We start from the raw sequence: 24,307 nt of genomic DNA on the forward strand, positions 1-24,307 counted from the left end.
TGATCGCGCTAGACGCGGAAGTAGGAGCGGACTCCGGCGACGGCTTCCAGGAAGGCATCGACGTCGTCGGTGGTGTTGTACAGGTAGGCGCTTGCCCTGGTGGTTGCGGTCAGGCCCAAGAGGCGGTGCAGCGGCTGGGCGCAATGGTGACCCACGCGGACGGCGATGCCCCTGGAATCCAGGAACTGCCCGACGTCGTGCGCGTGCACGCCGTCGACGTGGAACGCGGCAAGGCCGATCCGTTCCTGTCCGGCGGCAGGCCCCAGCACGCGGATGCCGGGAATGGACTCCAGCCCCGCCACCATCCGCTGGCCGAGCTCCGCTTCCCAGCGGTGCACCCGGTCCAGGCCGGTTTCCGTGAGGTAGTTGGCTGCGGCGGCCAGGGCAACGGCCTGCGAGATGCGCTGGGTGCCGGCCTCGAAGCGCTGCGGCGCGGGCAGGTACTCGGCCCGTTCCATGGTCACCGTGGTGATCATGGAACCGCCTGTGAGGAACGGTGGCAGCACGTCCAGGAGGTCCTGCTTGCCGTAGAGGACCCCGATTCCGGTAGGCGCCAGCATCTTGTGGCCGGAGAACACGGCGAAGTCGACGTCAAGCTCCTTGACGTTCAGCGGCAGGTGCGGTGCCGACTGGCAGGCGTCCAGGACCACCAGGGCTCCGGCCTGCCGCCCCAGCGCAACCAGTTCCTGTACGGGGTTAATTGTGCCCAACACGTTGGAGGCGTGGGTGAACGCGAGGACCTTAGTTTTGCTTCCCAGGATCTCGGCCGCAATATCCAGCCGCAGGGCACCGGCGTCGTCGATGGGGATGTAACGAAGCGTGGCGCCTGTGCGGAACGCCAGTTCCTGCCAAGGGATCAGGTTGGCGTGGTGCTCCATTTCGGTCACCACGATCTGGTCACCCGGGCCCACTGCGAGGTCTTTCAGCCGGGCGTCGCCGCGCCCCTGCGCCGCCCACAGCGCGGCGTTGGAGAGCGAGTAGCTGAGCAGGTTCAGGCCTTCGGTGGCGTTGGAGGTCCACACCGTTTCCGCGTAGCCGGCACCGATGAATTCCGCTATGGTCTCGCGGGCACCTTCGAACACCTCTGTTGCTTCCACGGCAAGGTAGTGGGCCCCGCGGTGCACGGCAGCGTTGCGCTGTTCGTAAAACTCCTGCTCAGCTTCGATGACACTGAGCGGGTTTTGCGAGGTGGCGCCCGAATCGAGGTATACCAGGGGCTGGCCGTTCACCAGCTGGCCAAGTACGGGGAAGTCGTTTCGAATCCTGAGGACTTCGGCGTTATCCATGGCCGGCACTGCGCGTTCCAGCGTGGCAGGCGTTGATACTAGGGCCAAAGCTAAACTCCTTGAGATGCCAATGGATTGACACTCAATTGTCCCACAACACCACTATGGCGGCGGCCCGATGGGCAACCGCCACAGCAGCTCCGGGCTTCAGCCCGCGGAGGTGAGGGCCGGCGACGGCTGGGGGGAGAGTCTCGGTCTCAGAAGACTCTGACGTCGCCGGCCCCGCTTCGATCCAGCCCCAGGGCCGGAAGTTTGCTTCAAAATGAGGCCTGAAAGTCTGTTGGCCGGTCCGCGGTTTTGGTGGCTCCGTGTTTTCCTGCCGCACTAAGTCAATCGCATGCTGAAGCTCAGCACACGAGTAGGCAGTACTCTACTTTTTGGGGCCGGGGCTACGCGTTTCCGGACGTCCTTACACAGGGTCCCGGACGCATGGCGTCCGTACGCAGGCCTAGTTCGGAAGGGCCGAAGCCAGTTCGTCGCGGCTCCGCACGCCGAGTTTGACGTACGTGCGGTAGAGGTGGCCCTCCACAGTACGCACGGACACCATGAGTCTTTGTGCGATCTCCCGGTCGGTGAGACCTTTCACGGCGAGCTCTACGATGTCCTGTTCCCGGCGGGTGAGGTGCACGCTGGGTGCTGCGGCGATGAAGTGGCCTTCCCGGAACCGCTCGCCCAGTTCGTGGTCGCACTTCTCCCGCAGGGCCACCGCCTGACGGGCCCGCCGGCGCTCACCGGAGCTCTCAAGGACGGTGCTCGACCGCGCGTAGGCTTCCCGCGCAAGGTTAACGAATCCCGCGCCTTCAAGCATGGCTGCCGTTTCCATGATGGAATCGGCGTCCTCGGACTCCCAATGCCCCGCCAGAGTGAGCATTGCCGCAGCCCAGCGGCCTTCCACGCTCCCCGCCAGTGAGTGGACCAACGGGATCACGGAATGGTCGCCCAGGTCCCAGCAGAGAGCCAAGAGTTCCAGGAGTGTCCCGGCCCGTGTGGTCACCTCGGGTGTGGTGGCCAGTGTGTGGAGGCGCGCCAGGCCTTTTCCGTCATGCGCCACATACTCCGATGCCGCTGCCGCGTACGCCCTCGCAAGGAGTCCGTAGCCGGGGGAACCCTGCGGTGAATCCTTGTAATCCAGCTCAAGCCGGCCGGCCTGGGCGGCGTCGCCGAGCCTCGCCGCTACATAAAACGCCAGCCCGGAACCAAACCGGAACATCTGCAGCGGATCGTTGAGCCTCAGGGTCTCCACCGCCGGCAACAGCGTTTGATAGGCGCGTTCCATCCGCCCCTGCCGCAGGAGCGAGTAGCCACGGAGCACCTCGAGGCTGCCGCCGAAATAGGCGACACCCCGCGGCTGCCCGGCAGCATAGTTCGCCGACTCCCGTTCCGCCGAGTCCCACTCCCCCATGGCCAGGTAATCTGCCACCAGGCGGCCAAGGACAAATTCGTTGAAGAAGAACACGCCACCCTGCAGTGAGGGAAGTTCCGAGACTGCCCGCAATGCGGCATCCAGCCCCTGGACGGCCCGTCCGGCCGGGGCGAGCGAATGGGCCAGCAGCGCCAGGCCCACCGCACGCAGGGCGTCGTCCGTGGCATCGCCGGCGCGGCTGCTCCGAAGGTCCTGGACCTCGGCCTCCAAGGCCTGGTGGTTGCCTGCTTCGCAAAGTTCCAGCAGGCGAAGCAAGCGCTCCTGCCAGGGCCCGGCCGGCGCGCCGGCGGTCTCTTGGGAATCCGGCGGCACAGCATCCGGGCCAGCCGTCATGACGCCTGCGCCCTGAAGCGCATCACGGGAATCGGCCGCGAATACTGACAGCGGCGTTCCCAGAGCCTGGTGTGCCATGGCCCTGAGCATCAGGACCGGAACAGCCCAGGCACCGTTCCCCAGCTGCAGCCAGCATCCGTCCAGGAGCTTGGCCGCACCCGCAAAGTCGCCTTCATTGAATAAGGCGCGTCCCTGGACGGCCTGTGCCTGCGGCACGAGGTCCGGGTCCACGACCTTCGCCGCCATCATCCGGCTGCTCCGGTTCCGGGAGTGGACCAAGGCAGTGCCGGCCGCCTCAAGCAGCTCGGGATCGGATATTTTCAATCCACATTCAAGGGCCCATTCCACGGCCCTCATCCTGCCTTCAGACCCTTCGGGAGCGGTTCCCAGCTGATCCCGGATCTTTTCAAGCAGCTGCAGGCTCCGGGACACCGAGATACCTGTGCGGAGCGCCTCGCCGAACACGGAGTTCCAGATCCGGAGATCGGCTGGAATGCCGGAACTTTCCACCATCATCTGCTGGTCCAGCAGCGTGCGCACTACTTCAGCGCCAAAAATATCCTCGATCACCTTCCGGCTCACGGGTCCTGCGAGGGCGACAAGTTTCAGGACTTCCTGCTCTTCCGGGCTGCGGCGGAGCATGTCCTTCACCACCACCTCGGCGAGCCTGGGTCCGTCGGCAGGCAACGGGCCCAGCAGCATCCAGATCCCGTTACGCTTTGCGAGTTCGCCCCGCTCTGCGGCATCATGCAGCAAGGCATCAAGAATCCGCGGATTTCCGCCAGACGCGCTCCAGATTGTGTCAATGGTTCCGGAGGGGATTGTTCCATCAAGTGCGTGGGAGAGGACTTCCTCGACCTGCTCCCGGTTCATGGGTCGGAGATCCACACGGTCAGCCAGGCCGTCATACCAGAGCTGAGCGAGCGGCTGGGGCAGCCCGGGCCGCGGCCTGCCGGCAGCAAGCACTGTGGCCCAGCCAGCGGAGATCATGTCGGCCACGATGCTGGCCGTTGCCTCGTCCAGGTGATGGGCGTCATCCATCATCAGAAGCAACGGGGTATCCTTGCCGGCTTTCAGCTTCTCAAAGTACCTCCACACGGACCGCAGCACAGCCACCGAAGACACGGAGTCTTCGGCCGTCAGCTCCGCCGTGTAGGGCGCCAAAACTCCAAAGGGAACGCCGGACAGCGACGAACTTCCATGGATCTGAACAATGATCATCTCCTGGGAAAGCCGCTCGGTGATGGCCTCGGTCAGCGTTGACTTCCCGATGCCCGGGCCCGCCATGAGGAACACGGCCTGGCTCGTGCGGCTGCGAATGATGTTGCAGATCCGGTCCAGCGGCTCACGCCGGCCCGTGAGCAGTCGATATTGCGTTCCCTGTTTGGCAGCGTGGCCGTTAGACGAGTCCAGTCAGATCACCCCTGGATGTAACTCCGAGCTTGGTAAAGACCTGGTAAAGGTGGCCTTCCACAGTGCGCACGGACACGCCCATCTCCACGGCGATATCGCGGTTGGACGCGCCCCGGCCGGCCAGCCGCGCGATCTGCCTCTCCCTGGCAGTCAGTAGAGGGCTGCCGCTGCTCGGCACGATCGGCAGGCTTGCCACGGTGGCTGCGAGGATGTCCAGTCGGGCCTGTGCATTCCTGGCGGAAACCGAGTCACCGGCCTGCCGGGCGTAGTCAACGGCCAGCGCCATGCACCGGGCCTCAACGGCATCCAGTTCCAGGGTGGCCGCCAGTTCCCCGCCGGCAAGCAACGTTTTGGCGTCGTGGGTGCGGCTGCCCACGGCGACAAGACGCGAAATTTCCGCCAAGGGGCCCTGGCGTTGCCCGGCCACTTGTTCCATCAGCCGGAAGTCCGCTTCCGTGCCGTTGACCGTGGCTCCGAGCAGGCTGATCCCGGCCAGGGTGAACCTGCCTGCCGCGATGTCACGGCGGGCTGACTGCTTGAGGCGGGTGGCTGCGTCATTGTCCCCCAGCCATCGGGCGGCCATATCAGCGCAGAATTCAATGCGGCTCCGGGTGGCATGGTCAGCGGCACCTGCCGTCCGCTGCAGCCGGTCAAGATACTGCCGGGACTGCCCGGCATTGCCGATCTGCGCATACGCGAAGGCGATGGCGGCGTAGGCGGCGCGGAGCAGGCTCTGGACGGGCCGCAGTTCCAGCTGTGCAGCGGCCGAGAGCAGCGAATCAAGGGCAACGGCGCCGCGGCCCGAGTACACATAGGCGATGCCGGCCGCTAGCTCCGCGGCGGCGCTCCGGTAAGGGAGCCGGTGGAACTCGCGCGCGGAAGGCGGATCCAGGAGGTCGATGCACCGGCGCCATTGCCCTGCCATCAGGAGCACGTTGTACGCCCGGCCGGCGAACCTCTCGCGCAGCCCCACGATCTCGGCGGCGTCCGAGATCTGCCCGCCCAGCTGCCTCATCAGGCTCAGGGCGTCCATTTCCCGCCCGGCCATGGACAGGGCGCTCATGAGGATCACCGCTGAGTTCATCCTGAACCAGGTGTCCGGATTCTGCCCGGGGTCGGCAGCGGCTTCCAGTGCCGGCAAGGCGGAGGCGTAGTCCCCCACAAAAGCCTGGTACTCGAATTCGCTGAGGCTGATCCGGTTGGCCGCAGCAGCCAGCGGCTCCGGCCAGCCCTTCGCAATTCCTGGCTCCACGCCCAGCCGCTCCCGTGCCGTCTGCAGCAGCGCCGGCACCCGGGCGGTGTGTTCGGGGAGCCAGACCATGACCCGAGATTTGGCCTCGACCACCCGGGCGAACTCCTCAACGTCCAGGTTGTCCAGCTGCGGCTGGGAAATATCGTCCAGTGCTGCCATGGCCTGCACCGGGAGGTCCATGAGCAGGTACGCTGCGGCTTTCTGCCGCTGGGCAGGCACCCATTGAGGGTCATTCCGCTTCAGCGTGTCGGCATACTTGAGGGCAAAATGGGGGTCAAAGAGCTGCACTGCGGCTTCGGCGGCGGCAAGCGCCATGGCCGGACTCAGCTCGGCCTCGCATTCCTGGGTCCAGGCGCCGAACGCCATCAGTTCTTCCATCGTCATCGTGGCAGGGTCAGGTTCCTTGCCGCCCAGGAGCAGGCTCCGCAGTTCCCTTCGCCGAGTGATGCTGAGCCAGGAGCGGACAACGTCGCCGAGGTACTTTTCACGCAGTGAAACCCATCGGTTGTCCGAGGAATCGATCTCCAGCAGGCCCGAATCTTCCATGTCCGCCACCACGCCGGCACCGTACACTTTGGTCAGCCTGGACAGTTCCACGCTGCGGGCGCACGAGAGCATCTCGATGACGTCCCGTTCCTCCGGAGACTTCCGGGTCCACTGGGACCGGACGATGTCGTCGAGGCTGGCCGCGCCGTCGAGCACCACCTTGTCCCGAAGAGTCCAGACGGAGTCCGACAGAACCAGGTTCCCCGAATGCTGCTGCTCGGTTACAAGCGCTTTCAGGAGCAGGGGGTTGCCGCCAACCATGGTGTGGAAAGTGCTGACCAGGGAGGCCGAAACGCGGTGGCCCAGCAGGGAAAGCAGCACCTGGCGGGTCTGCAGCTCATTGAGGTTGTCCAGCCTGACCTCGGTGAGCCGGCGGTCGTTGAGGAGCCAGTGGAAGTCGGCGGGTAGATCACTGACCATGGGCGCCACGGCCACCATGCGGGCGGTCCCGGTCAGGAGGATGTTGAGCAGGACGCCGGCGCTCATATCATCAATGCTGCCGGCGGTGTCCAGGGTGATGACACACTGGCGCCCCGCGGCATCGCTTTTGATGAGGGACGTAATGCCACGGAGGATGGCTGTGGGCGACCCCATGTACGCCTGGGGAAGACGCGCCAGCAGGAAAGCCAGGCAGCCGTAGGGTGTTGTGCCGGACGACGGTCCGCTGCGCAGCTGCAACGTCCAGATATCCGGGCCAAGCTCGGCGACGGCTGTCCTGGCCAAGGATGACTTACCTACACCGCGTCCGCCGGTGATGACGACTCCCAGGGAGTCGAGGCTGGTCAGGGCGGCGCGGACCGCTTCGAGGTTGGCACTCCGTGCGGGCACGGACCATCGCTGCGGCTCTGACACGCCTGCAGTGTCGGTGCGCAGCTCAAGGTCGTTGAGCGGTGACCCACGTCCCCAGCTGAGTGGCTCGATTGACATGAACTTGTCCCCTACATCCCACTAAAGCGGGATAAGCCCCATCGCTCCCCCGCTTAGGAAGAAGACTACCCCTTGGCACACGCAGGTAAACAGGGACAGGCGGTTTTAAGTTTTATTCCTGAACGTCTGACCTGACCGGATGGAACTTCTGCTGGGCCGCAGTCAGCCCTTCCCTGACCAGCATCTCCACGGCATCAGCCGCCTCATCGAGCAGGAACGGAAGGTCCTTGCGCTCTGCAGTGCCAAAATCGCGCAGGACATAGTCTGCAGTGTCCATCCGCCCTGGAGGGCGCCCCACGCCTACCCGTACCCGGAGGTAATCCTTGGTGGCCAGCGCCTTGGACATGTCCCTGAGGCCGTTGTGGCCGCCCTCACCGCCGCCGCATTTCAGCTTTATGGTGTTAAACGGAATATCAATCTCATCGTGCACCGCGACAACATGGTCAGGGTCAATGCCGTAAAAATTTGCCAGGCCGGACACCGGGCCGCCGGAAACATTCATGTAGCTCATCGGCTTGGACAGCACCACCCGGGGGCCGCCGATCCCCAGCCGTCCTTCGAGCACCTGGGCGCGTGCCTTGTGGGTTTTGAACTTGCCACCCATCCGGCCCGCGAGTTCGTCCAGGACCATCTGGCCGACATTGTGCCGGTTGCCCTTGTATTCGGCCCCGGGGTTTCCGAGGCCAACGATCAGCCAGGTGTCAGTCATTATTCAATCCTAAGGTGGTCCGGACATGGCAGTGGCCGGACCCCCGACAGGGCCCGGCCACATATCAAACTGTGCCGTTATTACTCGCCGGCGACTGCGGCTGCGGAGTCAGCCTGTGCCTCTTCCTCAGAGACCTCAGTGGCCTCGGAGATGTGGACAACCAGGGCGTCGGCGTCGGCCAGCAGGACCGAACCCTTCGGCAGGACCAGGTCGGAAGCGTGGATGTGCTGTCCGGCGGAGCGGCCTTCGATGTCGACCTCGATGGCGGTGGGCAGGTGGGTTGCCTCAGCCTCAAGGGAGATGACGGTGAGTTCCTGGTTGAAGACGCTGCCCGGAGCCAGTTCGCCAACGATGTGAACCGGGATGTCCACGGTGACTTTTTCGCCCTTGATGACGGTCAGCAGGTCGATGTGCTCGATGATCTGCTTGATCGGGTCGCGCTGGACGTCCTTGACCAGGGCCAGGTGCTCTTCGCCGTTGACGTCCAGGGACAGCAGGGCGTTGGCTTTGCGGACTGCAAGCGTGGTGGCCTTGGCCGGAAGCGTGATGTGGATCGGCTCGGCGCCGTGGCCGTAGATGACGGCGGGGATCAGGTCGGCCATGCGCGCGCGGCGGGCGAAGCCCTTGCCGAATTCGGTGCGTACTTCTGCTGCGAGCTTCTGCTCAGACATGTGTATCTCCTCGGAAGACTAAAAGGTGTTCAGCAAGGGCGGAGGTCTGTTACGACCTTCAACGCCGGGCGGCCGTGAGGCCGCCCTTCCAGAAGGGAGATTCAGACCCAGTCGATAACGGAGACCTGCAGTCCGGTTTCCCGGATGCTCTCCCTCGCCAAGGTATCGTGAAAAAGCTTACCAGCGCCGGGCCAAATTACTGAAAACGGCGGTCTCCACCAGCCCCCTGCTGGAATCAGGCGTTGCCGTCGAACAGGCTGGTGACCGAACCGTCGTCGAACACTTCGCGGATGGCGCGGGCGATCAGCGGTGCGATGGATAGCACCGTCAGCTGCGGGAACTGCTGATTCGCGGTGAGGGGCAACGTGTTGGTGACCACCACTTCGCGGGCGCCGGATTCGGACAGCCGCTGGGCCGCGGGCTCGGAGAACACAGCGTGCGTCGCGGCGATGATGACGTCCTTCGCCCCGGCGTTCTTCAGGACCTGGACCGCTCCGGAAATGGTGCCGCCGGTGTCGATCATGTCATCGATCAGGACGCAGGTCCGGCCCTCGATCTGGCCCACGACAGTCTTGGAGACGGCCTGGTTGGGAACGGTAAGGTCACGGCTCTTGTGCACAAACGCCAGCGGCGCTCCGCCCAGGCGTTCGGCCCACTGCTCCGCGACGCGCACGCGGCCCGTGTCCGGCGACACCACGGTGACGTTGTCGGCGGCGACGCGGGTACGGATGTAATCGGCCAGGAGCGGGATGGCCATGAGGTGGTCCACAGGCCCGTCGAAGAAACCCTGGATCTGCGAGGTGTGCAGGTCAACGCTCATGATGCGGTCAGCGCCGGCGGTCTTGTACAGGTCCGCCACCAGGCGGGCGGAAATAGGCTCGCGTCCACGACCCTTCTTGTCCTGCCGCGCATACGGGTAGAACGGGGACACCACGGTGATGCGCTTGGCGGAGGCCCGCTTCAGCGAATCGATCATGATCAGCTGTTCCATGAGGTGGTTGTTCAGCGGAGCCGGGTGGGCCTGGATGACGAACGCGTCGGTTCCCCGGACGCTTTCGCCCGCGCGGACGTAAATCTCCCCGTTGGCGAAGTCGTAGGCATCCACGGGCAGCAGCTCGGTACCCAGCTCCTTGGCGATTTCCCGCGCCAGCTCGGGGTGCGCCCGCCCAGCGGCAAGTACCAGCTTCTTCTCGCCGCGTGCCGTAATTTCGCTCATTATCGCTGGTCCTCTTCTGTCGATGCTGGGGTATGTGAGGAATCTGAGGCGGCGGCCTGAGCCAGTTCCGCCGAGCGTGAGCCGGGGCGGTTGGCCACAACCCAGCCCTCGTCGTTGCGCTGCGCTGCAACGGACACGACGAGCGCCCCTGCCGGGACGTCCTTGCGGATCACCGCGCCGGCGCCGCTGTAGGCACCGTCCCCCACGGTGACCGGTGCAACAAAGACTGTGTTGGAACCTGTGCGGACGCCCGAGCCGATCACCGTGCGGTGCTTCTTCTCGCCGTCGTAATTGGCCGTGATGTTGCCGCAGCCAATGTTGGTGTCCTCGCCGATTTCGGCGTCGCCTGCGTAGCCGAGGTGGGAAAGTTTGGAGCCGCGGCCAATCGTGACGTTCTTGGTTTCGTAGAACGCACCGATCTTGCCGGTGTCGCCGAGCACTGTGCCGGGACGCAGGTAGGTGAAAGGGCCGACGGCGGCGTCCGCACCGATCACGGCGCCGGAACCGTGCGTGCGGGTCACCTTGGCGCCCTCGCCGATGCGGACATCGGTCAGGGTGGAGTCGGGGCCGACGACGGCGTCCCTCGCCACGGTGGTGGCACCGTGCAGCTGCGTGTTGGGCAGGATGCGGACGTCCTCGTCCAGGGTGACAGTGGAATCGATCCAGGTGGTGGCGGGGTCAACTACTGTGACCCCGGCGCGCATCCAGGCTTCAACGGTGCGGCGGTTCAGTTCCGCGCCGAGGGCGGAGAGCTGCACGCGGTCGTTGGCGCCCTCCACCTGCCAGCGGTCCTCGGTGACGACGGCGGCCACCCGACCGCCCGACTGCCGCGCGAGGCCCAGCACGTCGGTGAGGTACTTTTCGCCCTGCGAGTTATCAGTGGTGATGTGGACCAGCGCGTCACGGAGGACGTCGGCGTCGAAGGCGTAGATCCCGGAATTGACCTCGCGGATCAGTCGTTCGATTTCCGTTGCGTCCTTGTGCTCGCGGATGCCGGTCACGGAGCTGTCATCGCCGCGGAGAATGCGTCCGTAGCCCGTGGCGTCGTCCAGCAGCGCGGTGAGCACGGTAACGGCATTGGCTTCGCGCTCATGTGTGGCCACCAGGTCCGCCAACAGGCTGCCGGTCAGGAGCGGAACATCGCCGTAAGTGACCACGACGGTGCCTGCAAGTTTTTCCTGGGCGTCCAGTGCCTGCACGGCCACCTCAACGGCGCGGCCGGTGCCGGGGACGTCGTCCTGGTCCACGATCAGGGCTTCGGGGTCCAGCTGGTTCAGGTGGCGGGCAACCAGATCCCGCTCGTGGCGGACCACGAGGGCCAGACGTCCGGGGTTAATGCTGCGGGCTGCCAGCAGGGCGTGGCCCACCATAGACCGGCCGCCGATTTCGTGCAGGATCTTCGGGGTACGGGATTTCATCCGGGTACCGGCGCCTGCTGCCAGAACAATGACGGCGGCTGGGCCGGTATTCTCGGGGATCACGTACGGGTTCTCCTTGCTTGGTTGCGCGTTGCGCTGGGCGCGGTGCCTGTCCGGCCAAAATTCACGGCGGGGCACCGAGTTCATCCTACTGGACGGTCTTCGCACAGCAGTTCCGCCCATAGGATTCGAACCTATACTCCACGGCTCCAAAGGCCGGGGTGCTGCCATTACACCAGGGCGGACCATGCCACAGGCGCAAAGGCCAAGGCACAAGTATTTATTTTGCCATGGCTTCAGGGCAGCCCGCGACATTGGCAGGAATCACGGCAGCCAGGCCAGTGCACCGCCACCGGTTCCAACTGTTTCAGCAGCGCTAGGGCATGATGGAAATGTGAGCAACAACCCACCCCGGACACGGATGACAGGCGTACAGCGGCGCGGCCAGCTGGTCGACGTCGGCCGTGGCCTTTTTGCCGCTCGCGGGCTCGACGGGACCACCATTGAGGAAATCGCGGCCTGCGCCGGCGTTTCCAAGCCCGTGATCTACGAACATTTCGGCTCCAAGGAGGGCTTGTACACGCAGGTGGTGGACTTCGAGTTCCACATCCTGCTGGACTCGATCACCGCTGCCCTGACCGAAGAGGGCAAACCGCGTGTCCTGGTGGAACGCGCCGCCCTGGCCCTCCTCACCTACATCGAGGACCGGGCGGAGGGCTTCCGGATCCTCATGCGCGACGCACCGCCATCGCAGCCCGAAGGCGCTTTCTCCACCCTGCTGTCCCAGGTCACCGCCCGCGTGGAACACATCCTGTCCGACGAATTCCACCGCCGCGGCTTCAGCGCCCAGGACGGCGCGATGTACGCCCAGATGCTCGTAGGCATGGTGGCCATGACCGGCCAATGGTGGCAGGACAGCCGCCAGCCCGACAAACAAACCGTCGCCGCCCACCTGGTCAACCTCGCCTGGAACGGCCTCACCGGCCTCCAAAAAGACCCCGAGCTCCGCACCGAAGATTCAGCGCGAACGGACACTTAAGCCCCTGCGCGAGCGAAGTGTCCCGGGGTTGCGTGCGCTCGTGGTCACCTACGCGGCGCAGGAGCCCTTCGCCGTCGCTTAGCGCGTTGGTCCCTTCCCAACACTCGCAAGCTCGCGTCGGGGCCCTCGGGACGACGCTTCGAGCCATAGGGGCCCAACGGTCGCTGAGCGACCTTGTGTGCCCGATGGCCCGCGATGCGCGACTACGCGAAGGTCCCCCGCCCCGCTATTGCCGAAAGTTCCGTTCGGCGATCTCCGCCGACCGCAGTTGCCGACGGGTTGCCCGCTGTTCCACGGCATAGTGGTGACTCCCCTCGTGAGCGACCGTCACCAACGCGGAGGGGCTTAAGTGTCCCCTCGCGCCAAGGCGGAGGGGCTTAAGTGTCCCCTCGCGCCAAGGCGGAGGGGCTTAAGTGTCCCCTCGCGCTGGAAGCCGGGCTCACGTTCGCCGGAGGCGGTCCTTCCGCAAGGAGCGCATCGCAGGGCATCGGGACGCGGAGGTCGCCCAGCGACCGGAGCGTCCCCTTTGCCCTGTGTCTAAGCGACGCGGAAGGGCCGGCTCCGGCACCCAACCCAACCCAAGTAGCGCCGGGCTACTCGCCGAGGACTTCCAGGGCTTCCATCCATTCGAGTTCCAGGGCTTCGCGGTCGGTGGCGAGGTCCTTGAGTTTTTTGTTCTGGTCGGCGAGGGCGTCGAAGTCGGATGTTGCGGTGCTCTTGACCATTTGGTCGTGAATCTTCTTTTCCTGCTGCTCCAGTTTGCCCAGCTGGCGCTCGATCCGGTTTTTGGCCTTCCGGGCGTCGCGCTTTTCGGCTTCGGAGGAACCGGAGGCAGCGGGTGCGGAGCTGCCGCTCGGACCGGTGACGGGGTTGCCGCCGCCGGTGATCGTGGAGCCGGCCAGGGCGGATTCGCGGAGTTCCAGATACTGGTCCACGCCGCGCGGCAGGGCGCGGATCTTGCCGTCACCAAGCAGCGCCATCTGGTGGTCCGTCACGCGTTCCAGCAGGTAACGGTCGTGGCTGACCACAACGAGCGTGCCAGGCCAGCCGTCAAGGACGTCTTCGACGGCGGCGAGGGTGTCGGTGTCGAGGTCGTTGGTGGGCTCATCGAGCATCAGCACGTTCGGCTCCCCCACCAGCAGGCGCAGGAGCTGGAGGCGCCGGCGCTCACCACCGGACAGATCCCTGACCGGGGTCCACTGCTTTTCGTTGGTGAAGCCGAGCTGCTCCACGAGCTGGCCCGCCGTGAATTCCTTGCCGCCCACGTTAAAGGACCGCTTTTCGCGCTCGATGACTTCGATCACGCGCAGGTCCGAGACGTCGTCGAGCTCTTTGACCTCCTGGGTCAGCACGGCGGTGACCACCGTCTTGCCGCGCTTGACCTTGCCGGATGACGGCTCAATCTCGCCGTTGAGGAGTTTCAGCAGGGTGGTCTTGCCGGCGCCGTTGACGCCCACGAGGCCAAGCCGCTCACCGGGGGCAAGCCGCAGCGTGATGTTGTCGAAGAGTTTCTGTCCGGGGTCGCCGCCGAGGAAGTCCAGTGAGACGTTCTCAAGGTCCAGGACGTCCTTGCCGAGCCGGGCGGTGGCCATCTTGCTCAGGGCTGTGGAGTCACGCGGCTCGGGGACGTCGGCAATGAGGGCGTTGGCGGCCTCGATGCGGAATTTCGGCTTGGCCGTGCGGGCCGGAGCGCCGCGGCGCAGCCAGGCGAGCTCCTTTTTCACGAGCATCTGACGCTTGCCTTCCATAACATTCGCCGCGCGGTCACGCTCGGCACGGGCCAGCACGTAGGCCGCGTAGCCGCCGTCGAACGGGTCCATGATGCCGTCGTGGATTTCCCAGGTCTTGGTGCAGACTTCGTCCAGGAACCAGCGGTCGTGGGTGACCACCAGGAAGGCGCCCTGGTTGGCCCGCCACCGGGTCTTCAGGTGCCGGGACAGCCAGGCGACTCCTTCGACATCGAGGTGGTTGGTCGGTTCGTCGAGCATGATGACGTCATGGTCCTCGATCAGCAGCTTGGCCAGCGCCACCCGCCGCTTCTGGCCGCCGGAGAGGGCGTGGACGTTCGCATGCCAGTCGACGTCGGACACCAGGCCGCCCATGACTTCGCGGATCTGGGGGTTGCGGGCCCATTCATAGTCGGCCTGGTCGCCGACGATCGCAGCGCCGACTGTGAGGTCGCCGTCGAGCACGTCGCTCTGGTCCAGGTAGCCGATGTTGACTTCGCTGCGCTTGGTCACCCGGCCCGAGTCCGGGGTGGAGCGCATGGCCAGCAGGCGCATCAGCGTGGACTTGCCGTCGCCGTTCCGGCCCACCATGCCGATCCTGTCACCTTCCTCGAGTCCGAGGGTGATGCCGTCCAGGACGGTGCGCGTTGCGTACGAAACCGTAAGGTTTTCGCCGCCAAGAAGGTGTGCCAAGAGGGACTGCTTTCTGCTGCTCAGTAAGGAAGGGGACTCTTAAAGGAGAGTATCGGAGATGATGCGCGCCCCATGCACGGGCCCGTGGACAGGGAATGCCGTCAGCCCATAGTGCCGCAGGTCCTCCGCCAGGTTTTCGGCTGCGGCGGGATTGTGGGTCAACAGCGCCACGGTGGGTCCGGAACCGGATACGATTCCGGCCAGGGCGCCGAGCGCTTCACCTCGTCCCAGCGTATCGCGGAGCGCGGGGGAAAGTTCAATGGAAGCCCGCTGCAGATCGTTCACCAGGACCCGGCTCAGGGCATCGGCGTCCCCGCTCCGCAGCGCCTGCAGGATCTTGGGATCCACGGCCGTGGGCTCGGCAACGTCCAGTCCTTCTGCCTCCCGGAGCCGGTCCAGGGCGCGGAAGACCTCGGGGGTGGGCAGCCCATAGTCCGCCGCCACGAGGACCCAGTCCGTTTGGGCCTTGGCCAGTGCCGGCGAAAGGTCGTCGCCAACGCCAAGCCCGACGGCGGTTCCGCCGAGGAGGGAGAAAGGAACGTCGGCACCCAATTCGGCGGCCAGATGGGCCAACTCATCCCGCGACAGCCCGCTGTTCCAGAGCGCGTCACAGGCCAGCAGGGTGGCTGCGGCATCGGCCGAGCCGCCGCCCATGCCCCCGGCCACGGGGACCCGCTTGGTGATTTCAAGGTGCACGCCGGTCGAATGCTCGGAGACATCGGCCATGATGGCTGCGGCCTTGTAGGCCAGGTTCTTCTCGTCCAGCGGAATATCCACGCCGTCCAGGTCCAGGGTGCTGTCAGGACTGATGCTGACGGTGATCCCCGGCATCTCCGTGCTGGTGGCAGCCACTTCCTCATAGAGGGAAACGGCCAGGTACACGCTGGCAACTGAGTGGTAGCCGTCAGCGCGCAAGGGCCCCACGTCCAGGGAAACATTGACCTTGCCGGGCGCCTTCACACGGACCGTCCGTGCGGGAAACTTCCCGGCGGCTGCCTTCACGACCCGGCCTCGCGGGCTTCGGCAATCCGGGCGAAGGCATGGATGTCGATGACTTCGCCCCGGGCCGATGGAGCCACTCCTGCGGCGATGAGGCAGCGCTCGGCCTCGGCTGCGCCGCCCGCCCAGCCGGCCAGGGCGGCCCTCAGCGTCTTCCGGCGCTGGGCGAAGGCGGCGTCGATCACGGCGAACACCTGCTCACGGGTGGCGGTTGTTTCAGGCGGTTCCCGCCGGGTGAAGGCCACGAGCCCGGATTGGATCTTCGGCGCAGGCCAGAAGACGTTCATGCCGATCACCCCGGCCTTGCGCATGCTGCTGTACCAGGCCGCCTTGACCGAGGGCACCCCGTAGGTTTTTGATCCTGGCCCCGCGGCCAGCCGGTCAGCCACCTCGTCCTGGACCATCACCAGACCGTGCTGCAGGCTGGGGAAATGCTGGAGCAGGTGCAGGACCACCGGCACCGCCACGTTGTAGGGCAGGTTCGCCACAATGGCGGTGGGCTCAACGGGAAGCGATGTGACCTTCATGGCGTCCGCCTGGATCAGGTGGAAAGCGCCCGCCGCGTCCGGCCGCCATGCTTTCACGGTTTCCGGCAGCTTTGCCGCCAGGACCGGATCAATTTCGACGGCGACCACCGTCTGCGCGGCATCCAGCAGGCCCAGCGTGAGGGAACCAAGGCCCGGCCCGACTTCCAGCACCGTCTCGGTTGGCCCGATGTTGGCAACGGAGACGATCCGGCGGATGGTGTTGCCATCAATGACGAAGTTCTGTCCCAGTGTCTTGGTGGGCCGGATACCGATTTCTTCCGCCAGCCGGCGTATGTCGGAAGCACCGAAGAGGGGTGCGGGCGCGGCGGCAGTCGGTTCAGTCACCTAGGCATCCTATCCCGGCCGCGGTGACGGGCCATCCGCTTTCCGCGCGGATCATGCGTGTTTCGCGGTGTATGTTTCCGCTTAACGGCAGCGGCCGGCCCCGGGACAATCCGGGGCCGGCCGCTGTCATCTGCTTGCCTGGCGGCTGTGGTCAGCTGCCGCCAGCGCAGGTGCTCATTGGTGCCTAGCTCGTAGCGGCCCAGCCACAGCCCCACGGCTGCAGGCCACGCTGTGCGTACACGCGGTTGGCGATGTCGATCTGCTGTGCCTTGGTGGCGAGGCTGGCGTTAGGGGCGTAGGCGCCGCCGCCGGAGCCGATCCAGGTCCGGATGTCGAACTGGAGGCCGCCGTAGTAGCCGTTGCCCGAGTTGATGGACCAGTTTCCGGTGGACTCACACTGGGCGATCTTGTCCCACATGGCCTCGTTCATCATGGCCGGGGCCGAGGCGCCGGTGTTCATTCCGGCGGCGGCTGCGGGCTTTGCCTTGGTGCCTACCGTGACCTTTTCCGTCACGGGCTGGACGGAAACAGTTTCGGAGACCAGCGTCCGCGAGGCTTCACGGCCGTCAACCATCACCAGCTTGAAGCTCTTATCCACCTTGCCGGCCACGCCGGCCTGGGTGACCTCTTTCTCGCCCTTGAGAAGCTCAGCGCTCTCAGTGGTCATGCTGTCGAAAGCAACATCTTCAGTAGTGGCCGCGGTCTGGCTGGTATCCACCCGGGAGACCTTAACCACCATGTTGTTGACCACGTGCGCGTTGCCCGGCTGGGAAGTACGGTCGTCGACGCCGAGGGTGATGCCGGCGTCCTCCAGCACCTGGGCGACGGTCCCCGCGGTGGTGGTGGCCGTGGAGGCCTTGCCGTCGGCAACGATACTGACTGTCTTGGGCGTGGAGATGGAGACAAACGATCCGGCCACGGCGAGCTGGGCGTCCTTCGGGACGGAAACGGAGGAGGAGCTGGCCACTCCCAGTTCGGTGACGAGGCCCGCAACATCCGGCGCCGTGGTGTTGATGGTCTTTTCGGAACCGTCCAGGCTGACCTTCACGGCCTTGGCCATGTTGACGTTGATCACGGTGCCGTTCTCCACTTTGGCGTCCGCCGAGGGCGAGACGCGGTCAGCCGGCTTCAGTTCTACGTTGGCGCTTTTTACGACCTGGCCCACGGTGCCGCCGAAGGACTGGACCGAAGTCACTTTTCCGTCGACGTTGAGGGTAACGGTTTTGTTATTTCCGACGAAGGCCACGAGCCCCAACACCAGTGCACACAGCACCACCAGTTGGGTGCCCACCTTGATAAAACTGAACTTACCGTCCGTTGTGAAGAGCTTGACCACGATTGCCCGTAACTTTAGATCCATCCGGGCACGGGGAAAAACGCAGTGAAATAGCCGGCGCATGACCCTGGGGACAAGCTCCGGGCACCGTTGCGCCGCCACACTCCGCGCGGCAGGCAGAGGGCATCAAAGCCCTGTCTGGTCCTGCTGCGCATGAAGTGAAATTATCCGAAGGCCTTCCCCGACCCCGGCTAATAGTTCTCCACTGTAACCGTAGCGTTATAAAGCGGCCAAGAAATTTACATACGAGGTATGTGAACCAAGCAATGTGACGAGGCCCAGGTCAGTCCCACGATCCGTACGCCCGCACGGTATTTTCGCTAATCCGGGTGCAGAGCTCCGCGAGGTCAGTTCCTGTCAATTCGGCCATGGCGCGGACGGTGTACGGCACCACATAACTGGCGTTGGGACGGCCGCGGTGCGGATGCGGAGTCAGGAACGGGGCATCCGTTTCCACCAGCACCAGGTCCGGGTCCGCCACTCCCAGCGCGGCGCGGAGGTTAGCCGCATTCTTAAAGGTCAGCGTGCCGGCAAAGGACATGTTCCAGCCTGCGGCATTGCAGATCCTGGCGAGCGCCTCATCACCCGAGAAGCAATGAAACACAACCCGCTCCGGAGCCCCCTCCTCGCGCAGGACCTGCACGACGTCGTCGTGCGCATCGCGGTCATGGATCTGCAGCGTCAGGTCCAGGCGCTTGGCAATATCGATATGCCGTCGGAACGAATAGCGCTGGTGGGCCAGGCCCTCCCCTTCGGTGCGGAAGAAATCAAGGCCGGTCTCGCCGATAGCCCGGATCCGGGGGTGGGCGGCCAGTTGCTCAATCTCCGCCAGCGCATCTTCCAGCTCGCCGCGCCTGGCATAGTCCGGGGCGTCGTTGGGGTGCAATGCCACTGCCCCAAGCAACCGGCTGTCCAGGTCAACGGCGCGGACCGTGAACCGGGAGGACTCCAGGTCGCAGCCCACCTGGACGGCCCCCTGCACTCCGACCGCCTGGGCCGCATCCAACGCCGCGGCGATGCCCACCGGGCTCTCGCCATCGGGGAAATCCAGGTGCGTATGGTTGTCCATCACGGGGACCGGCAGCGGCTCCGGCGCCGGCGGATAGTCCTGCCGCGCCTGCCGGCCGGCGTCTGCAGGGTCCGCCCCGGCGGCACGGTAAGCGGCGGGAATCAGCGAATTGCACATCCCTCAAGCCTAGCGGCGGCGGATCGCGGCAGAATTCCCGGAACTCTCTGTCAGCAAGGGCAGTTGTGTTAGTAGGCTGGTACGAACAGATGCGAACGCCCACCGCCGGGCGAAGGCAGGCCTGCTGTCCCGTTCCGGGTGATCCCCGGACTGAAAGGTTGCAGATGGACTCCCACCGCCGCATCGCCGTCAACGAGGTAACCCCTGCCAGCCGGAACTTTACCCCCGTGACGGAGCAGGTGGGCCATCTCAACGGTTACAAGGCAGCAGCCATGGACGCGGACTCATTCCACGCGGCCAGCCAGCGGATCCTGGCCTCGATCAACACCGTCATTGACGGAAAGTCGGATGCGGCCAGGCTTGCCCTGACGGTGTTGCTGGCCCAGGGCCATCTGCTCCTGGAGGACGTGCCAGGTGTGGGCAAGACCCTCCTGGCCAAAACCCTCGCCCGGAGCATTGACTGCACGGTCAGCCGCATTCAGTTCACTCCTGATCTGCTGCCTTCGGACGTGACGGGCGTGTCCATCTATAACCAGGCGTCGCGGCTGTTCGAGTTCCGCCCGGGTGCCGTCTTCGCCAACATTGTTATTGGCGATGAAATCAACCGCGCGTCCGCCAAGACCCAATCCGCCCTCCTGGAGTGTATGGAGGAACACCAGGTGACCGTGGACGGGGACTCGTACAAACTCGACGAACCGTTCATGGTGGTGGCCACCCAGAACCCGATCGAGATGGAAGGCACCTATCCACTCCCCGAGGCCCAGCGCGATCGCTTTATGGCGCGGATTTCCATGGGCTATCCGGACAAGGACTCCGAAATCGAAATGCTGGAGACCCATCAGGCAACCTCCCCGTTGACCAAGGTCTCCGCTGTGGTCACCTCGGCGGACGTCGCAGCGATGATCGCCACGGTCCAACAGGTTTACGTCTCCCAGGCCATCAAGGAATACACCGTCTCAGTAGGCCGCGCAACGCGCGAAAGCCCCCTGCTCCGGCTGGGCGCCAGCCCTCGCTCCATGCTCCAGCTGCTCCGGGCCGCGAAGGCCACGGCGGCGCTGGACGGCCGTGATTTTGTGCTGCCAGACGACGTCGTCAGCGTGGCGGAATCCGTGCTGGCCCACCGGATCATCCTGGACCGGAAGGCGGCCGGCGCCGGCGAGACCCCGCACAGCGTCATCCGGGGCATCCTCTCCCGGCTCCCGGTGAACCAGGACCCGGTGAACAACCCGGCCCCGCCGGCCGGACTGCGGCGGAACCACTAGGCAGGGCCGTCATATGGCGCTGCGTGACCGACTGCCCCGGCACCTGTTCAGCCAGCGTGGCTGGGGGCTCCTGGCCGCCGGCGCCGTCTGCCTGTTGTCTGCGCAGATCATGGGGCGGCGGGACCTGCTGAGCCTGAGTGTCCTGCTCATCGTCCTTCCCCTGGTTTCGCTGGCCGGGATCAGGCTCCTCAAGCCCCGGTTCCAGGTTTACCGCGAGTTCAACCCGTCCCCGGTGGAGACCTCCGCCGCCACCACAGTGCGGCTCGCCGTGGCGCGGACCGGTTACGGGGGCGGCCGGGCGATCATGGAGGAACGGCTGCCGCCACGGTTCGGCGAGTCCCCGGCCTTCCATTTCCCCGCCCGCTCGGCCAAGGGCGGGACCAGCAGGTACGAATACCACTTGCGCTCCACCAAACGCGGACAGTACCTGATCGGCCCGGTAACCGCAGAGTTCACGGATCCGTTCGGGCTGTCCCTGCACAGGCGGTCAATTGACGACGGCGACACACTCACCGTGACGCCCGCCGCCGTCGAGCTTCCCGTGACGGGCCTCGCGGGAGCCCGCGGCAACGACGGCATCACAGCAACCCGTACCCGCGCCAACCCCAGCGACGATGACGTCATGACCCGCGAATACCGCCCGGGCGATCCCATGCGCCGGGTGCACTGGGCGGCCACCGCGCACCACGGCGCCCTGATGGTGCGCCAGGAGGAGTCCGTCACGACGCCGGAGGCCACCATCATCCTTGACCAACGGTTCGCGGCATTTTCCGGCGGGCACGGATCCGGTTTCGGGGGCAATGCGGCCGTGGACGGCCACGAGATGATCACCAGCGGCACGTTCGAGTGGGCCGTGGTGGCCGCGATCTCCATCTGCAGGCACCTGTCGGAGCGGAACTACGCCCTCCGCCTCCTGGGCCCCCGCGGCGAACCCGCGTTCCTCCGCTCCCCGTCCGCACCGGAACCGGAAGCGGAAGAGTTCAGCGGAGTGTCCGGGCTCCAGTCGATCGCCGAAAGCCTCGCCGCCATCCAGCTGTCCGGTCCGCACCACGCTGCCCGGGACCACGGTGGCCAGGATGCCGGACCGGCCGTTTTCGACGATCACCTGATGGACAAACTCTCCGCCCACCGGATGCGGGGGCCCCTTATTGCCGTGCTCGGCAGGATCTCTCCGAGCGAGGCCAGAGCCCTCGCTCCGGCGGCGGGTTATGGCGCGAATGCCTTCGCCATCATCGTTTCCGAGAGGCCCGCGGATTCCGAGGACTCTTTGGAGGCCCTCCGCCGGGGCGGCTGGCGGGCAGTGGCGGTGCCAACCTCGGTTCCGGTCCCGGACGCCTGGGCGCACTTCGACCAGGGTGGTGCTGCGCCGGCCACGGCAGCGGCAGACGTACGCCGCGGAGCGGCGGTGGGACGGTGACACTGGCACCGGAACGCAACGCGTCCCGCGGGCAGGCAGCCACAGGTGCCCCGGGCCAGGTTCCGGCACGGACGCGGGTCGGGGCGTACCACTGGGCCATGGCCGGCGCCGTCGCCCTGTCCGTGGCCGGCGCCGCGATTTCCCTCAACGGTGTCCTGCGGGGTTGGGCCTGGTACTTGCCCCTCTTGACCACGGTGGTGGTGGTCTGCCTGACCATCGCCACGCTCCGCGCGCTGCGGGCCCATCCTCTCGTGGTGGCTGCCGGCGGCTTTGCCTCCCTGATCGCGATTCTCACCCTGACGTTCTTCCGGAGCACGGGCATTGCCGGTTTCATCCCGTCCGGGGCAACCCTGGCTGAAGTGGACAGGTTCGTCCGCCGGGCGAGCGAGACGGTACTTGCGGAAAGTGCCCCGGTGGCCCCGAACGCCGGAATCGTTATGGTCAGCTGCGCAGCCCTGGGCCTGACAGCCATCCTCATCGATGCGCTGGCCGTACCGCTTGGCATGCCGGCAACAACCGGACTGGGCCTGCTGGCCATCCTGGTAGTCCCCGCCACCGTGAAGCCCCAGAGCGTGGGGGTTTGGGGCTTCACTGCCACGGTGGCCGGGTACCTCCTGATCCTCGCGTTCAGCCAGTGGTTTGCACCGGATTCCCGCACTGCGGCCGACAGCGGCCGGAATCCCGGCCAGTTCCGGCGGGCCATGCTGACCGGAACCGTGGCACTGGTGGCGACACTGGCAGTGCCGGCGGCCATCCCCGGGTTCGACCACGGCACGTTTCCGCAGGGCTCCCGGCTGAACCCGTGGGGCGCCGGGACCGGCTTGAACCCCATAATTACCTTGGGAAACAGCCTGCGGGCACCGGCCGGCAGCGGGCGGATCACCTATGCCACCAACGCGGCCGGGCCGCTGTATCTGCGGTCCGTCACAGTTGACAATTTCGACGGCGAATCCTGGGGACCTGATGACCGCGACGCAGAGCGCCGCCCCGTGGCCGGACAGTTTGAGACGGGCCACGAGATCGTCGCCGAGGAGCAGCTCCGCCAGGTGACTGCCGTGGATACGGGCACGTTCACCAGCCCGTACCTGCCGTTGCCGTACGCGCCGGAAACAATCCGCGGGCTCAATGGCGCCTGGACATGGGACCCGGCCACCTTGGCCGTCAAGGGTTCCAACACCAACACGCGGTCACAGCAATACCTTGTGGTGTCCACGGCGCCGAAGCTCACGGCCACCCTCCTTCAACAGTCGTCGCAGGCCGTGCAGGGAATCCCGGCCGACTTCACCAGGGTTCCCGGCAACGTCCCGGACATCGTCCGCAGCACGGCTGACACGGTGACAGCTTCGAGTGACACACCCTTCGCCAAGGCCATGGTTATCCAGAAATACCTTCGCTCAGGGGAGTTCACCTACTCGCTCCAGTCACCTGTCCAGGGCGGCTACGACGGTAACGGGCTCTCGGTGCTGGCCGATTTCCTGACCCAGAAGAGCGGATACTGCATCCATTACTCGTCCGCGATGGCCGTGATGGCCCGGCTGGAAGGTATCCCCAGCCGCATCGCGGTTGGCTACGCGCCGGGCCGAAGCACTGGTTCCACGGTTTCAGTGGCCGGGCAAGGGGCGCTGCCGGAGTATGAGGTGGACGCCCGGGACGCCCACGCCTGGCCCGAGCTCTACTTCCAGGGATTGGGGTGGGTGCCCTTCGAACCCACGCCGTCGCGTGGTGTCATACCCGCGTACGCCACGGAAACCAGCACACCCGGCATCCCCGGTTCGCTGGGTAATAACGAGGACCTCCTTCCCGGCGCAACCGCCCCGACCCCCACACTAAGCGCCACGGCCGTGCCCCTCCCCGGTGCAGGTGGCGGCGCAGGGGACCTCGGGCAGCTGCTCCTGCCATGGCTGCTGGGGACGGCGGCCGCGCTGGGCCTCGTCCTGCTGGCGGCCTCGCCGCGGCTGGTGAGGATGGGGCGGCGTGCCCGGTGGCTCCGCACCGAGGGACGGGCGCGGGAGGACGTGATTCCGCTGGCGTGGGCCGAAATCCGTGATCTCGGAACCGACTACGGACTGCCACCGGACGCCAGCGAAACAGCCCGGACGTATTCCGCACGGCTCCGCCATTCATCGCTGCTCGGCGAACATGGCGGCATGGACGACGCCGCGCACCAAGCCATAGGCAGCCTCACCTCCGACTTCGAACGCCGGCACTACGGCCCGCCTGTCCAGGACACAGCCGGCCGCGGCAGGACAGGGGCCATTGCCCCACGCATCGCGGCGGTGCAGCATTCCCTGCGTGCCAACGCCTCGCTCCCTCGACGCCTCCGTGCCGACTGGCTCCCGCCGTCGGTTCTGGGCCGATGGGCTTGGCTCCTGGCTGCCCCGTTCAGAGGGCTCAACAGGCTGGCGCGCCGGACGGCAAAAGCCGCCGCACGCTCCTGGTCGAGGGCGCGCGGCGGCTTGTTCCGGCCGCGTGGTAGCCAATAGCGGCTCACCGCAGCGGCTCCCTACTGGCGGTGGAGGAAGCGGCTGACCGGAGGATAATCCTGTCAGCCGGAGGATAATCCTGTCAGCCGGAGGACGATC

Annotated in this window: 16 protein-coding genes and 1 tRNA gene; 4 read left to right on the forward strand and 13 right to left on the reverse strand. The window is 65.9% G+C overall.

All coding sequences use genetic code 11. From position 1 onward, the window contains the following. Positions 1-8: 8 nt before the first annotated feature. The 8 genes from ACX80M_RS05425 to ACX80M_RS05460 form a co-directional block, all read right to left on the reverse strand. On the reverse strand, positions 9-1,334 hold the full coding sequence (locus tag ACX80M_RS05425; protein ID WP_459309196.1) for a SufS family cysteine desulfurase: 1,326 nt from the start codon (positions 1,332-1,334) through the stop codon (positions 9-11). 400 nt (positions 1,335-1,734) lie between these two features. After that, on the reverse strand, positions 1,735-4,455 hold the full coding sequence (locus ACX80M_RS05430; RefSeq protein WP_459309225.1) for a LuxR C-terminal-related transcriptional regulator: 2,721 nt from the start codon (positions 4,453-4,455) through the stop codon (positions 1,735-1,737). Beyond that, entirely contained in the window at positions 4,442-7,180 is a 2,739-nt protein-coding gene (locus tag ACX80M_RS05435; RefSeq protein ID WP_459309198.1) for a LuxR C-terminal-related transcriptional regulator, read from the reverse strand. Before ACX80M_RS05435 ends, ACX80M_RS05430 begins: the two co-directional genes overlap by 14 nt. 112 nt (positions 7,181-7,292) lie before the next feature. Then, positions 7,293-7,889 carry an aminoacyl-tRNA hydrolase gene (pth, locus tag ACX80M_RS05440; RefSeq protein ID WP_252607828.1) on the reverse strand — a complete coding sequence of 199 codons (597 nt, stop codon included), beginning with the start codon at positions 7,887-7,889 and terminating at the stop codon, positions 7,293-7,295. A gap of 80 nt (positions 7,890-7,969) precedes the next feature. Further along, entirely contained in the window at positions 7,970-8,560 is a 591-nt protein-coding gene (locus ACX80M_RS05445) for a 50S ribosomal protein L25/general stress protein Ctc (RefSeq protein WP_252607827.1), read from the reverse strand. Positions 8,561-8,795: 235 nt separating this feature from the next. Next, positions 8,796-9,776, reverse strand: a complete 981-nt coding sequence (locus tag ACX80M_RS05450; protein ID WP_056348072.1) for a ribose-phosphate diphosphokinase — start codon at positions 9,774-9,776, stop codon at positions 8,796-8,798. Next, positions 9,776-11,257 (reverse strand): bifunctional UDP-N-acetylglucosamine diphosphorylase/glucosamine-1-phosphate N-acetyltransferase GlmU, encoded by a 1,482-nt coding sequence (gene glmU, locus ACX80M_RS05455; RefSeq protein ID WP_459309201.1) that lies wholly within the window; start codon positions 11,255-11,257, stop codon positions 9,776-9,778. The genes ACX80M_RS05450 and glmU overlap by 1 nt, the downstream gene beginning before the upstream one ends. Before the next feature lie 110 nt (positions 11,258-11,367). Beyond that, positions 11,368-11,439, reverse strand: a tRNA-Gln gene (locus ACX80M_RS05460). A 149-nt stretch (positions 11,440-11,588) separates the two neighbouring features. Here ACX80M_RS05460 and ACX80M_RS05465 point away from each other — a divergent pair. Further along, on the forward strand, positions 11,589-12,233 hold the full coding sequence (locus ACX80M_RS05465) for a TetR/AcrR family transcriptional regulator (RefSeq protein WP_252601047.1): 645 nt from the start codon (positions 11,589-11,591) through the stop codon (positions 12,231-12,233). A gap of 593 nt (positions 12,234-12,826) precedes the next feature. Here ACX80M_RS05465 and ACX80M_RS05470 read toward each other — a convergent pair. The 5 genes from ACX80M_RS05470 to ACX80M_RS05490 form a co-directional block, all read right to left on the reverse strand. Next, positions 12,827-14,653: an ABC-F family ATP-binding cassette domain-containing protein gene (locus tag ACX80M_RS05470; protein ID WP_459309204.1), complete on the reverse strand. Its 1,827-nt coding sequence runs from the start codon at positions 14,651-14,653 to the stop codon at positions 12,827-12,829. A 39-nt stretch (positions 14,654-14,692) separates the two neighbouring features. After that, positions 14,693-15,655, reverse strand: coding sequence for a 4-(cytidine 5'-diphospho)-2-C-methyl-D-erythritol kinase (locus ACX80M_RS05475; protein WP_252601045.1), 963 nt, complete (start codon positions 15,653-15,655; stop codon positions 14,693-14,695). Then, positions 15,652-16,524, reverse strand: a complete 873-nt coding sequence (rsmA, locus tag ACX80M_RS05480; RefSeq protein ID WP_459309206.1) for a 16S rRNA (adenine(1518)-N(6)/adenine(1519)-N(6))-dimethyltransferase RsmA — start codon at positions 16,522-16,524, stop codon at positions 15,652-15,654. Before rsmA ends, ACX80M_RS05475 begins: the two co-directional genes overlap by 4 nt. 184 nt (positions 16,525-16,708) lie before the next feature. Next, positions 16,709-17,860: a ubiquitin-like domain-containing protein gene (locus tag ACX80M_RS05485; RefSeq protein ID WP_252607824.1), complete on the reverse strand. Its 1,152-nt coding sequence runs from the start codon at positions 17,858-17,860 to the stop codon at positions 16,709-16,711. 283 nt (positions 17,861-18,143) lie between these two features. After that, complete coding sequence (locus ACX80M_RS05490) at positions 18,144-19,046, reverse strand: TatD family hydrolase (protein WP_252601043.1); 903 nt, start codon at positions 19,044-19,046, stop codon at positions 18,144-18,146. 164 nt (positions 19,047-19,210) lie between these two features. On the opposite strand from ACX80M_RS05490, the gene ACX80M_RS05495 reads away from it, so the two are divergent. From ACX80M_RS05495 to ACX80M_RS05505, 3 genes are read left to right on the forward strand one after another with little or no spacing between them, the layout of a single operon-like run. After that, positions 19,211-20,308: an AAA family ATPase gene (locus tag ACX80M_RS05495; RefSeq protein WP_459309209.1), complete on the forward strand. Its 1,098-nt coding sequence runs from the start codon at positions 19,211-19,213 to the stop codon at positions 20,306-20,308. 13 nt (positions 20,309-20,321) lie between these two features. Then, positions 20,322-21,725: a DUF58 domain-containing protein gene (locus ACX80M_RS05500; protein ID WP_252601039.1), complete on the forward strand. Its 1,404-nt coding sequence runs from the start codon at positions 20,322-20,324 to the stop codon at positions 21,723-21,725. Next, complete coding sequence (locus tag ACX80M_RS05505; RefSeq protein ID WP_459309211.1) at positions 21,722-24,208, forward strand: transglutaminase family protein; 2,487 nt, start codon at positions 21,722-21,724, stop codon at positions 24,206-24,208. Before ACX80M_RS05500 ends, ACX80M_RS05505 begins: the two co-directional genes overlap by 4 nt. Positions 24,209-24,307: the final 99 nt, after the last annotated feature.

This window comes from Pseudarthrobacter sp. MDT1-22, assembly GCF_054511035.1.

Excerpts from the sequence above, each read along its gene's own strand:
- ACX80M_RS05445 (WP_252607827.1), bottom strand. The coding sequence starts at position 8,560 with ATGTCTGAGCAGAAGCTCGCAGCAGAAGTACGCACCGAATTCGGCAAG.
- ACX80M_RS05450 (WP_056348072.1), bottom strand. The coding sequence starts at position 9,776 with ATGAGCGAAATTACGGCACGCGGCGAGAAGAAGCTGGTACTTGCCGCT.
- ACX80M_RS05435 (WP_459309198.1), bottom strand. The coding sequence starts at position 7,180 with ATGTCAATCGAGCCACTCAGCTGGGGACGTGGGTCACCGCTCAACGAC.
- ACX80M_RS05500 (WP_252601039.1), top strand. The coding sequence starts at position 20,322 with ATGGCGCTGCGTGACCGACTGCCCCGGCACCTGTTCAGCCAGCGTGGC.
- ACX80M_RS05495 (WP_459309209.1), top strand. The coding sequence starts at position 19,211 with ATGGACTCCCACCGCCGCATCGCCGTCAACGAGGTAACCCCTGCCAGC.
- pth (WP_252607828.1), bottom strand. The coding sequence starts at position 7,889 with ATGACTGACACCTGGCTGATCGTTGGCCTCGGAAACCCCGGGGCCGAA.
- ACX80M_RS05490 (WP_252601043.1), bottom strand. The coding sequence starts at position 19,046 with ATGTGCAATTCGCTGATTCCCGCCGCTTACCGTGCCGCCGGGGCGGAC.